Origin of the sequence: Agromyces larvae (assembly GCF_022811705.1) — a bacterium.
In the GTDB taxonomy this organism is placed as follows: domain Bacteria; phylum Actinomycetota; class Actinomycetes; order Actinomycetales; family Microbacteriaceae; genus Agromyces; species Agromyces larvae.
Genome location: NZ_CP094528.1, coordinates 202,619 through 214,337 on the forward strand (window position 1 = coordinate 202,619; position 11,719 = coordinate 214,337).

Below are 11,719 nucleotides of genomic sequence, written 5' to 3' on the forward strand. Positions count from 1 at the left end.
CCTCTTGCGGTGCGACCCCGGTCAGACGAGCAGTTGCCCGCCGTCGACCGCGAGGCTGACACCCGTGATGTGCGCGGCGCTCGGGCCGGCGAGGAACACCACGGCGGGGGCGATGTCGCCGACCTCGGCGAGCTTGCCGAGCGGGATGCGGCTCGTCCAGGCGGCACGGGCGGGCGACCCCTCGGGCATGCCCATCGCGAGCATGGGGGTGAGCACCGGGCCGGGTGCCACCGCGTTCACCCGGACGCCGTGGCCGGCGAGCTCGATCGCGGCCCAGCGGGTGATCGAGTCGACCGCGGCCTTGCTCGACTCGTAGGCGCCCATGCCGGGGGTGGGCTGGCGCCCGCCGATGGAGGAGATGTTCACGATCGCCCCCGGATTTCCGTGCGCGATGAACCGCTTCGCGACGGCCTGCGTCATGGTGAACGTGCCGATGATGTTGACGTCGACGATCGAGCGGTAGTCGTCCGCGGCGAGCTCGGTGACCGAGCCGTGCACCGAGAGGATGCCGGCGTTGTTCACGAGCACGTCGATCGGGCCGTGCTCCTGCTCGACCTGCGCGATCGCGCGGGCGACCGACGAGGCATCCGTGATATCGACCGCGACCGAGCCGGTGCCGAGCTCCGCCGCCGCCGTTGCGACCGCGTCGGCGTCGATGTCGGCGAGCACGACGCGGTCGCCCGCGTCGAGGAAGGCTGCGGCGATGCCGCGGCCGATGCCGCCGGCGCCGCCGGTGACGAGGACGGTGCGTGATTCGGTCATGGGGACTCCTTCGTCGGGATGCGGGTGTTCGCGTGAGATGCGGCGCGGGTTATATTATACAAACGTAGAAAATAAAGCGACGTCGCAAGGAGGCGCCCGTGAGCTTCACCGGAACCGTTCCCACCCGCCGGCTCGGCCCGGGCGGGCCCGAGGTGCCCGTCTTCGCGCTCGGCTCCTGGAACATCTGGGACCGCATGGAACCCGACGCGCGCGTGGCCCTCATCCGTCGCGCCGCGGAGGTCGGCGCCGCGTTCTTCGACGTCGCCTCCTACAACATGGGCCCGCACGCCGAGGCGAGCCGCACCGACCTCTACTTCGGCGACGCGGTGCGCGAGGCCGGGCTCGGCCGCGACGAGTACCTGGTCTGCGGCAAGCTCTGGCTGTGGGAGTACCCGCAGACCGGATTCGCCGAGCAGATGCAGACCTCGCTCGAGCGCATCGGCATCGAGCAGGCCGACACCGTCGTCGTCGGCGATTACTTCGGCGAGATCGACATCCGCCGGGTCGTGCGCGACGTGCAGGCCGAGATCGACGCCGGCCGGTTCGACAGCTGGGGGGTCAACAACTGGGCGGCGGCCGACCTCGAGCTCGCGCTGGATTACGCCGAGGCCGAGGGGCTCACCCCGCCGACGTTCGCGCAGCTCAAGTACGGACTCGTGCGGCGCACGATGGCCGAGGGGGAGTACTACGGCCGCTGGTTCGCCGAGGGCCGGCTGGCGTTGCAGGCGTCCGACGCGTTCGAGGGCGGCATCCTGGTGGGCAAGACCTCACCGGCCCGCAAGATCGGTGCGGACGTCGGCGGCATCCGCGAGCAGATCGTCGCCGCGTACCCGCGCGTGGCCGAGATCGCGGCCTCGTTCGACGCGACGCCCGCTCAGCTCGGCATCGCCTTCTGCCTCGCCAACCCTGCGACGGCGAACGTGCTGTTCGGCGCATCCTCCGTGGAGCAACTCGACGACGACCTGGGCGCCCTGGAACTGCTCGACCGGGTCGGGGCCGACGCGCTCCGCGAGGCGACCGCCGAGCTCTGGCTGGACCGCGCGGTGAACGCCGACGGCACCTGGGCGCCGGTTCCCGCGCCGGCCGAGTGAGCTCGACGCGGGAACCGACCGACCCGGCCTCAGGAGAGGAACGCGAGCGCGGCCGCGCGGAACTCGGGCGACGCGAGCGCCCCGTGATGGTCCCCGGGCACCCGCTCGAGTCGGGCGCCGTCGACGGCCGAGACGAGCGCCTCGACCCCCTGCGACATCGGGTCCTCGGTGCCCGCGAGGAAGAGCGCGGGCACCCGGGGGGCGCCCGCGGCGGGATCGAACGGCTGCGAGGCGAGGCCGACGATGAGCTTCGCGAGCGACGCGGTGTCGAGCCCCGGCGCCTGGATCATGCCGGCCATCATCCCGGTGAGCGGGTTCGACGCCTCGGCGCCGCCGAGCACCGCGTCGAGCTCGGCCGGATCGATCGCCGCGAACGGCTCGAAGGGGCTGATGCCGCCGAGCACCAGGCGGCGCACGCGGCCGCCGGTCGCGTCGGGCAGTTCCCAGGCGAGGCGCGCGCCGAGCGAGTAGCCGAGGACGTCGACGACGGATGCCTCGGGCGCGGCGTCGGCGACGGCCGCCGCGATCGCGGCGACGACCGACGAGGTCGTGGCGGCCGAGGCGTCGGCGATCGGCTCGTTGCGGCCGTGGCCGGGGAGGTCGACGGCGATCGCGGTGCGGCCGGCTGCGGCGATCGCAGCGGCCAAGCCGGTGGCGCCGAAGTCGGTCTCGGCCGAGGAGGCGAAGCCGTGCAGCAGCACGACGGGCGGTGCGTCCGTGCCGCCGGCGGTGGCGGCCGGGCGGTGCACGGCGGGGGTCACGGTGGTCGAAAGCGGCATCTCATCCCTCGTTCGGCGGTTCATCGGATTCGGCTGGACATTGTTTTTCAACGTTCGTAGACTATCACCGACCCTCACGACATCGCCGTCCGTGTTCCGCGGCGGCAGCGACAGAAAAGGCCATCCATGACCGAGTCCACCGCCACCCCCGAACGCATCCTCGACATCGCGATCGGCTTCATGGGCGCGAAGCAGCTCTTCGCCGCCAGCCGCATCGGCCTGTTCGCGGCGCTCGCCGACGGCGGCAAGTCCGTCGACGAGCTCGCCGAGGCCACCGGCCGCGCGCCCCGCCAGGTGCGCATCCTCGCCGACAGCATGGCCGCCCAGGGCCTGCTCGAGCGGGCCGACGGGCGGTACACGCTGGCCGCCGACGCCGCCGCCTACCTCGCGGGCACGGGCGAGGTCGACCTCACCCCGTTCCTCGCCTTCCTCAACGACATCAGCTACAAGCAGTGGCTCGACTACGACGCGACCGTCGACACCGACGAGCCCGGCACCCTCGAACTCGACGAGGCAGGCTGGGGCCGCTTCATGGCCGGGGTCATGACCTACAACGTGCTGCACGGCGAGCAGCTCTCCGAGAACTTCGACTTCTCGCCGTACCGCTCGGCACTCGACCTCGGCGGGCTCAGCCCCGCGTTCGCGATCGGCGCGATGCGGCAGAACCCCGACCTCACGACCCGGTTCGTCTTCGCCCCCGACTTCACCGACAGCGTGCGCCAGGCCGTCGACGCGGCCGGCGTCGGCGACCGCTCGACCGTCGAGGGCGGCGACACCGCGACCGTGCAGCCCGGCGGCGAGCACGACCTCGTCATGGTCAACCACGTGCTGCACCGGTTCAGCGCCGAGGAGAACCGCGGCATCCTCGCGAACGCCCGCGGCGCCGCGGCCGACGGCGCGAAGCTGCTGCTGCTCGACTTCTACCTCGACGACGCCGAGGCGCAGCGCAAGATCGACGCGCTGCACGCGGGCGAGTACTACAACATCGACGGCACCGTCGTGTACCCCGAGTCCGAGGTGAACGAGTGGCTCGAGGCCGCCGGATGGCGGGCCGAGGGCGCCGTCGAACTGCCCGGCAGCCCGCGCGTCCTCGTCGCGACGGCGGTCTGAACGTGACCGGGCCCGGCGCCGCGGATGCCTTCGCCGGCCCCATCCGCGGTTCCGGGCCCGGTCGCACCCGGGTCCGATGAGGAGCCCGTCCGAGACGATGCGCGGGCGCGGGCGCGGGCGGCGGGCGCGGGCGGCGGGTGCGGGCGGCGGGTGCGGGCGCGGGCGGCGGGTGCGGGCGCTGGCGCGATGCCGGCTACGGCCGGCTGATCCGCTCGATGAACGTGTCGACGTGTCGACGCAGCAGGTCTGCGGTCGTCACCTCGGGCGCGATGACCCGCATGATCGTCGCCCCGGCGTTCACCAGCACGATCTCGTCGATGAGCTGCTCGTCGGGGATGCCGGTGACGATCTCGCCGAGTTCGCGCCCCTCGCGCAGGTAGTGGGCGATGCCGTCGCGCCACACCTTCAGATGCTTGCGATAGGTCGTGTGCAGCGAGTCGTTGAAGGCGGCGCGCTCCCAGAACGACAGCAGCACCTTGCCCGCGGTGACGTCCTCCTCGTCGATCGGCATCGTCACCGTCATCATGGTGCGCAGCCCCTCGATGCCGCGCTTGCCCACCATCGCCTCGTTCAGGATCTCGCCGAGACGGTTCAGCGAGCGCTCGTACGCGCCCTCGATGATCTCGTCCTTGCCGGGGAAGTAGTGCTTCAACGCCCCGTTCGCGAAGCCCGCCTCCGCCGCGATCTCGCGCATCGTGGCGGCCTCGATGCCGCCCTTGACGATCAGCCCCCAGGTGACGTCGATGATGTCGCGGCGGCGTTGGTCGTGATCGATGACCTTCGGCATGCGGGATGGCTCTCCTCGACGCGGTCGGCGCGCCGGCGGATGACGGCGAACTCGTGTCAACCAGTGTAGGCGAACCGGTTCGCCGGGCGCTCAGGCGCGCGCGAACACCCGGCGCCCGGCGAACCACGTCTCGAGGACGCCCGTGCGGGCGAGCTCGCCGGCCGGGTGCGCGTACGGGTCGCGATCGAGCACGACGAAGTCGGCCGACTTGCCCGGCGCGAGCGAACCGGTCTCGTGGCCGAGCCCCATCGCCTCGGCGGCGCCGCTCGTGAACGCGGTGATCGCCTCGTCGAGCGTGATCGCCTGCTCGGGCCAGAGCGTGCCCGGGAACCGGCCCGACGGATCGGTGCGCGTGACCAGCCCGTGGATGCCCTCCCACGGGTTCGGCGACGGCGACACCGGCCAGTCCGAACCGCCCGCGATGCGTGCGCCGAGGTCGAGCAGCGACCGGTTCGGCTGCAGGTGCGACGCGCGCTCGGGCGGCAGCACCTCGGCGATGGCGAGCGGGATCTCGCCCGGGAACCAGACGAACGGCGACATGTCGGCCACCACACCGAGCTCCGCGAAACGCGGCAGGTCGGACTCGGCGACGAACTGGCCGTGCGCGATCTGGTAGCGCGTCGCGGTGAAGCCCTCGGCGCGCAACTGCTCGACCGTGTCCAGGACGAGCCGCACCGACGCGTCGCCCGTGCAGTGGATCTTCGCCGACAGGCCGCGCTCGGCGGTGCGACGCAACCACCCCTCGAGCTCGTCGGGTGCGAGCACCGTCTCGCCGTGGAACTCCGCGCCGTGCGCCTCGTCGGGCAGGTACGGCTCGAGGAACGCGCCCGTGCGGGCGGGCGGCACCCCGTCGAGGAAGATCTTCACGAAATCCGGCCGGTGGTGGGCGGTGCGGAACCGGTCTCCCTGCCAGACCAGCCCCTCGCCGATCGGGTCGTAGCCGAAGATCTGGTCGTTGACCGTGAGCGACGAGACCACCCACGCGTCGAGCTCGCCCGCCTCGTCGAGGGAGCGCAGCGCCTCGAGGATCTCGAGCGAGACCGCCGCATCCTGGAAGCACGTGACGCCGTAGGAGTTCAGCAGTTCGACGCCGCGCCGGGAGGCGGCGCGGTGCTGCTCGGCCGTGAGCGAACCCGTGCGCGCCATCGCATGCTCGACCGGCAGCCCCGCCGACTCGAGCAGGACACCGGTCGGCCGCCCGCTCGCCGCGTCGAGCTCGATGACGCCGCCCTCGCCGGGATCCGCGTCGGCGGTGATGCCCGCGAGCTCCATCGCACGGCTGTTCGCCCACCGGTTGTGGCGCGAGTCCTCCACGAGCACGACCGGGCGTCCGCCCGAGGCCGCATCGAGCCGCGCCAGCGCGTCGGTCGTCGAGAGCTGCGCCCGGAGCGTGCTGCCCCACGGCCCGCCGGTGATCCACGCGTCGGCCGGCAGCCCGGTCGCGTGCTCGCGCACCCCCTCGATGATCTCGTCGAGGCCCGCCCCGATCGGGATCGACAGCTCGAAGAGCTCGGTGCGGCCCGCGAGCGCGTGATGGTTGTGCACGTCGACGAGGCCCGGCATGACGAAGGCGCCGTCGAGTTCGCGGACGACGGTGGCGTCGGCCGCGAAGGCGAGCGCCGAAGCATCCGTACCGACCGCGAGGAGGCGACCGCCGCCGATCGCGAGGGCCTGCGCCCACGGTGCGCCGGGCTCGGCGGTCGCGATGCGGCCGCCCGTGAGGACGAGGTCGGCGACGGGGGTCGGGCGGGCTTCGTCGGTATCGGTCATCATGCTCCAGGATCGTCGGCCGGGGGCCGCGGCGCGGTCCGCCGGTTCGGTGCTCCCACTCTGACCCGGTCGCCCGGTGCGGCGGTTGGCGCTGGGCGACGACAGATTGTCGGAGAGCGCGAGGCGGTGTCGGCGGGCCGAAGCGAGTTGTCGTTCCCGGCAAGGGAGTTGTTCGGGCGGGTACATCGCGCCGGCGTCGCTTGCTCGCACGTGTGAGGGCTGCTCAGCATGGGCGCGAGAGTGCCGTACCTGTCACGAGGAGGAACCCGACCATGACGAACCGAATTCGCAGCCGGAGCGGAGTGAAGGCCGCCGCCGTCGCTGCGCTGGCCTGCTCGCTCGCACTCGTGGGCTGCGCGCCCCCCTCGGACGGCGACGGGGTCGCGGGCGCGATGTCGCTCACCGTCGGCATGGTGGGCAGCAGCGGCGACACGCTGAACCCGTACCAGCAGCAAGGCTCGAACTCGAGCGGTGCGGTCTTCGACCAGGTGTTCGAACGACTCGTGACGCGCGATGCCGACGGCGCCCTCACCCTGGTGCTCGCGGAGTCGATCGAGCCGAACGAGACCGGCGACGAGTGGACGATCACCCTCCGCGACGACGTGAAGCTGCACACCGGCGAGCAGTTCGCCGCGGAGGACGTCGTCGAGAGCCTCAGATGGATGATCGACCCGGCCAACGCCTGGGCGTTCGCCTCGCAGCTCGACTTCATCTCCTCGCCCGACCAGATCCGTGAGGTCGACGACCTGACGGTCGTGCTCGACCTGGACGAGCCGTTCGGCCTGGTGCCCGAGATGCTCGCCTTCGAGCGCGCCTACATGCGCAGCATCCGCGGGGGCGCGACGGTCGAGGAGCCCGCCGGCACGGGGCCGTTCACCGTCGACTCGTTCACGGCCGGCCAGGAGGCGCGATTCTCCCGCTTCGACGACTACTGGGGTGAGGCTCCGAAGATCAGCTCCCTGAAGTTCGCGTTCTTCACCGAACAGAACGCCGTGACCAACGCGATCCGCGGCGGGCAGATCGACGTCGCCCGCGGCATCCCGTTCCCCGAGGTCCCGGCGCTGGAGAGCGACCCGAACCTCGAACTCGTCGTCAGCGACACCGCCGCCTACCCGATCGTGGCGATGAACCTCCAGCAGCCGCCGTTCGATCAGCTCGAGGTGCGGCAGGCCGTGCGCTACGCGGTCGACCGCGACCTGATCGTGTCGAACGCGTTCGGCGGCTTCGCGAGCGTCGCGAACGACTTCATCGGCATGAACACCGCGTGCCCGGCCCCCGACGTGCCGCAGCGCGAGCAGGATCTCGAGCTCGCGAAGCAGCTCCTCGCCGAGGCCGGCGCCCAGGGCGCCGAGGTCGAGCTCGTCACCGACGGCGCGTTCCCCGGCATGATGGAGATGGCCGCGCTGATCATCGAAGACCTCAACGAGATCGGACTGAAGGCCTCTGTGCAGCAGCTCGAGGTCGGTGCGTTCCTCGACCGGTGGACCGAGTGGCCGTTCTTCATCAGCTTCACGTCGAGCCCGTACGAGGTCACCGCGAAGGCGCACTTCATGCCCGGCGGTTCGGAGAACGCGACCTGGTTCGACGACGAGGAGTACAACCGGCTCGCGGGCGAGCTCTACCGCACCACCGACCCCGACGCGCAGTGCGAGATCATCACGCAGCTGCAGACGATCGAGTACGAGCGCGGCCCGTACCTGGTGCCGGTGTTCGGCAACGACATCACGGTGCACCGCTCCAACGTGTCCGGGCTGGAGCCCGACCTGTACGGTCGCACGGCGTTCCGGCTGACGAACGTGACGGTGGAGTGATCGGCTGACCCGGCCGACCGGGCCGGGTCGGCGGGCCGATCGCCGAAGGGGCGGAGGTGGCATCCACCTCCGCCCCTTCGGCGTGCTGGTCGGCGCCGCGGTCAGTCCCCGTCGCCGGCGCGGTAGCTCGGCGCGAGCGAGAGCGCGCTGAAGCGGAACGGCCGATCCACCCGGGTGAAGCCGAGCGGGCAGTGCAGGGTGCCGGCGGGAATGTACACCGACCCCGAGGTCGTGATGGTGTGCCGCTCGCCCTCGATGTCGAAGAAGATCTCCGCACCGAGGTCGGTCGGATCATCGGGGTCGCCGCCCGTCCAGATCAGCACCTCGTCGTAGTCGTGGCGGTGCGGGTTCACCCACAGCTGCGGCTCGTCGGACGGGTGGATCCAGATGTGGGTCATGTTGATCCGCGCCTCGGGCACGAGGTCGCTGTTCATGAGCCAGAGCCCCTCGCCGAGGTTCGGCAGCGGGTACTCGAGCACCTCGTCGGAGTCCTCCCTGACCATCTCGGCCATGCAGTTCGGCATGCGGGTGACGAAGAGCCGGTCGTAGCGTGACATTGCGGTTCCTTTCCTCTCGGTGGTGTCTTCAGCTCGGTCGCGTCATCGGATGCGACATCGCGTCATCGGATGCGACGTCAGCCGGCGTGACGCTCCGCCGGCGTGCCGTGGTCGCCACGGGCGCCGAGTTCCCGGTATTCGGTCGGCGTGCAGCCCGTCTCGCGTCGGAAGAACCGCGAGAAGTACGAGGCCTCGCTGAACCCGAGGCAGCGCGAGATCTGCGCCGCGCTGAGGTCGGTGCCGCTCAGCAGGCGGCGGGCCTCGCGGGTCACGGCGGCGCGGATGATCCGGCTGGGCGTCGACCCGGTGTCGGCCATGACCTGCTCGGCGAGATGCCCCGCGGTCACGCCCAGCCGTGCCGCGCAGCGCGTCACGGTCAGGCGGGCGTCGGCATGTCGCATCACGTCGCGGATGAACGAGCGGGTCAGCGGGGAGTGCGCGACGCTGCCGGCGCGCGCGTCAGCGGCGTCGCCGCACTCGAGCAGCAGCGCCGCGAGCAGGTGCGTCGTGACCGCGGGCGAACCCGCATCGGCGATGGCGTCGAGCAGTCGACGCTGGCGGGCGGCGGCGGCCGGCGCCGGGACGATCGGCGCCGCACCGAAGAGCACGAGCTCGCGGACCCGCTCGGGCACCCCGCCGATCGGGTCGAGGGCGTCCGGCGCGAACATGACGGCGGTGCAGCGGAGGCCGGGATCGGTGTGCCACGAGTGCACCTGGCCGGGGGCGAGCAGGTGCAGCTCGCCGACGCGCACGGGCACCGGCGCGAAGTCGATGTCGTGGACGCCCGATCCGGCCTCGATCACCAGGAGCTGGGCGAACGCGTGACGGTGCGGGGTGCGGAACGCGGCCTCGTCGTCGATCGTCTGCACCAGCACGGGCGTCGCCGATCCCGGGTCGAGGGTGAGGTCGTGCACCGGCAGAGCCGACCGCGGAGCCGTCCGCACGTTCGCCACCACCGATCCCGGCCGGCGCGATCGGCCGCGCCGGCGCATGCTGCTTGGACTTCCCAGTGTCGTCGCGGCCCGCCGGGCCGGTTTGTCGACGGGAGCACGCCGTTTGACCGGCTGAGCAGACTTCGATCCGCGGCGTTGTGCCGCCCCTGCGGCGCGCTCACGATGGGTGCACCGAGACGGCGGGAGGAGGCCGCGTATGACCGAGTCGATCGCGCTCACGAGCGAACGCAGCACGCATCCGGCGCGTCGGGCACGGCGGCGTCGGACGCTCCGGATGTGGGCGGGCAAGGTGCTGCAGGGCGTCCTGACCCTGCTGCTGGTCTCCGTGCTGATCTTCTTCGCGACGCAGCTCATGCCGGGTGATGTCGCGAAGGTGATCCTCGGCGTGAACGCGACGCCAGAGCGCATCGCGACCGTTCGACAGCAGCTCGGGCTCGACCAGCCGATCTGGCAGCAGTACCTGAGCTGGCTCGGCGGGATCCTGCACGGCGACTGGGGCGTCTCGCTCACCAACGGCGTGCCGGTCGCCGACACGCTGTCGATCCGGCTGCGGAACTCGGTCGCGCTCGGTGCGATGGCGCTCGTGATCATGCTCCCGATCTCGCTCGTCGTCGGCGTCGTCGCGGCGCAGCGGAAGGACCGGGTCTTCGACTCGATCTTCATGGGCAGCTCCATGACGGTCAACGCCGTGCCCGAGTTCGTGCTCGGCACCGTGCTGATCGCGCTGTTCGGCACGACCGTGTTCCACCTGTTCCCGCCGGTGGCGCTGATCCCGCCGGCCGACATGCCGTGGTGGCATCCGATGGAGATGGTGCTTCCCGTGACGACGCTCGTGATCGGCGGCGTCGCCTACCTGTCGCGGCTCGTGCGGGTCTCCTTCATCGATGTGATGAACAGCGAGTACATCCAGACCGCCCGACTCAAGGGGCTGAGCACACGGCGCATCCTGTACCGGCACGCTCTGCCCAACGCGCTCGCCCCGATCATCCCCGCGGCCTCCCTCGTCGCCGCCTTCCTCATCGGCGGCACCGTGGTCGTCGAGTACCTCTTCTCCTACCCCGGCATCGGGCTCACGCTCGTCGAAGCGGTCAACAACCGCGACCTGCCGCTCATCCAGGCGGTCGTGCTGATCATCGCGTCGGCGTACTTCGTCTTCAACTTCATCGCCGACCTCCTGTCGGACGCAGGCTCCGCGAGCCGGAAGGGATGAGCCGGACCATGTCTCAACCGAACGACACGACGACCACCCCCGCCGTCGAACCTCGTGCGAGGTCGCGGGTGCTCGCGAGGTTCCTCGCCTCGAACCAGGTGCGCTGGGGCATCGGCCTCGTCATCCTCACCACCCTGCTGGCCTACTTCGGGGGCTTCTTCGCCCCGTATCCGCCGACCGAGCCGATCACCACGCCGTACGCGCCCCCCGGCGACGGGCTCCTGCTCGGGTCGGACCAGATCGGGCGCGACGTGCTGTCGCGGGTGCTGCACGGCGGCGTGCACCTGGCCTGGATGGCGCCGCTCAGCGCCGTGCTCAGCGTGGTGATCGGGGCGATCGTCGGCATGGCCGCCGCGTACTACCGCGGGGCGACCGAGACGATCCTGATGCGGCTCATGGACGTGCTGCTCGCGTTCCCCGGGCTGCTGATGGCGCTCCTGTTCGTGTCGATGCTCGGCCCGAGCCCCGCCCTGCTCGTCACGCTCGTCGTGCTCGCGCTCATCCCGGGCGTCGCGCGCGTCATCCGCGGCGCAGCCCTGCCGATCTGCGACCGCGAGTTCGTGCAGTGGGGGCGGTCGGTCGGCATCCCCGGCCGCACCATGATCGTCCGCGAGATCCTCCCGAACGTGACCTCGCCCCTGCTCGTCGAGTTCGGGGTCCGACTGATGTGGGCGGTCGGGATCCTCGCCTCGATCAGCTTCATCGGCTACGGGATCCAGCCCCCGACACCCGACTGGGGTCTCATGGTCAGCGAGAACCGCACCGGTCTGGCGACCCAGCCGCTGGCCGTCCTCGCCCCGATCGTCATGATCGTGCTCTTCACCGTCGGGGGCAACCTCATCGCCGAGGGCGGCGCCCGCGTCATCGCCCGCACGGAAGGGAAGTAAGC

General features: G+C 71.4%; 11 protein-coding genes. 5 read left to right on the forward strand and 6 right to left on the reverse strand.

Going from position 1 to position 11,719, the window contains the following annotated elements:
- Nucleotides 1-21 precede the first annotated feature (21 nt).
- Nucleotides 22-762 carry an SDR family NAD(P)-dependent oxidoreductase gene (locus MTO99_RS00875; RefSeq protein WP_243556153.1) on the reverse strand — a complete coding sequence of 247 codons (741 nt, stop codon included), beginning with the start codon at nt 760-762 and terminating at the stop codon, nt 22-24.
- Nucleotides 763-860: 98 nt separating this feature from the next.
- Between MTO99_RS00875 and MTO99_RS00880 the strand changes: the two genes are divergently transcribed.
- Nucleotides 861-1,853: an aldo/keto reductase gene (locus tag MTO99_RS00880; RefSeq protein ID WP_243556155.1), complete on the forward strand. Its 993-nt coding sequence runs from the start codon at nt 861-863 to the stop codon at nt 1,851-1,853.
- A gap of 29 nt (nt 1,854-1,882) precedes the next feature.
- Here MTO99_RS00880 and MTO99_RS00885 read toward each other — a convergent pair whose 3' ends face one another.
- The gene (locus tag MTO99_RS00885) at nt 1,883-2,632 is read right to left on the reverse strand and encodes an alpha/beta fold hydrolase (protein ID WP_243556157.1); all 750 of its coding nucleotides are present in this window, start codon (nt 2,630-2,632) and stop codon (nt 1,883-1,885) included.
- A 126-nt stretch (nt 2,633-2,758) separates the two neighbouring features.
- Between MTO99_RS00885 and MTO99_RS00890 the strand changes: the two genes are divergently transcribed.
- Nucleotides 2,759-3,742, forward strand: coding sequence for an acetylserotonin O-methyltransferase (locus tag MTO99_RS00890; protein WP_243556159.1), 984 nt, complete (start codon nt 2,759-2,761; stop codon nt 3,740-3,742).
- A 193-nt stretch (nt 3,743-3,935) separates the two neighbouring features.
- On the opposite strand, the gene MTO99_RS00895 is transcribed toward MTO99_RS00890, so the two are convergent.
- Both MTO99_RS00895 and MTO99_RS00900 read right to left on the reverse strand, forming a co-directional pair.
- The gene (locus tag MTO99_RS00895) at nt 3,936-4,529 is read right to left on the reverse strand and encodes a TetR/AcrR family transcriptional regulator (protein WP_243556160.1); all 594 of its coding nucleotides are present in this window, start codon (nt 4,527-4,529) and stop codon (nt 3,936-3,938) included.
- A 90-nt stretch (nt 4,530-4,619) separates the two neighbouring features.
- The gene (locus MTO99_RS00900) at nt 4,620-6,302 is read right to left on the reverse strand and encodes an amidohydrolase (RefSeq protein ID WP_243556161.1); all 1,683 of its coding nucleotides are present in this window, start codon (nt 6,300-6,302) and stop codon (nt 4,620-4,622) included.
- Nucleotides 6,303-6,571: 269 nt separating this feature from the next.
- Between MTO99_RS00900 and MTO99_RS00905 the strand changes: the two genes are divergently transcribed.
- The gene (locus MTO99_RS00905; RefSeq protein WP_243556162.1) at nt 6,572-8,110 is read left to right on the forward strand and encodes an ABC transporter substrate-binding protein; all 1,539 of its coding nucleotides are present in this window, start codon (nt 6,572-6,574) and stop codon (nt 8,108-8,110) included.
- A gap of 101 nt (nt 8,111-8,211) precedes the next feature.
- Here the strand turns inward: MTO99_RS00905 and MTO99_RS00910 are convergent, their stop codons facing one another.
- Together MTO99_RS00910 and MTO99_RS00915 are read right to left on the reverse strand one after the other, a co-directional pair.
- Nucleotides 8,212-8,667 carry a hypothetical protein gene (locus tag MTO99_RS00910; RefSeq protein ID WP_243556163.1) on the reverse strand — a complete coding sequence of 152 codons (456 nt, stop codon included), beginning with the start codon at nt 8,665-8,667 and terminating at the stop codon, nt 8,212-8,214.
- A gap of 77 nt (nt 8,668-8,744) precedes the next feature.
- Nucleotides 8,745-9,581, reverse strand: coding sequence for a helix-turn-helix domain-containing protein (locus MTO99_RS00915; protein WP_243556164.1), 837 nt, complete (start codon nt 9,579-9,581; stop codon nt 8,745-8,747).
- 235 nt (nt 9,582-9,816) lie between these two features.
- Between MTO99_RS00915 and MTO99_RS00920 the strand changes: the two genes are divergently transcribed.
- Together MTO99_RS00920 and MTO99_RS00925 are read left to right on the forward strand one after the other, a co-directional pair.
- Entirely contained in the window at nt 9,817-10,830 is a 1,014-nt protein-coding gene (locus MTO99_RS00920) for an ABC transporter permease (RefSeq protein WP_243556165.1), read from the forward strand.
- 8 nt (nt 10,831-10,838) lie between these two features.
- The gene (locus MTO99_RS00925) at nt 10,839-11,717 is read left to right on the forward strand and encodes an ABC transporter permease (RefSeq protein WP_243556166.1); all 879 of its coding nucleotides are present in this window, start codon (nt 10,839-10,841) and stop codon (nt 11,715-11,717) included.
- The last annotated feature ends 2 nt before the right edge of the window (nt 11,718-11,719 follow it).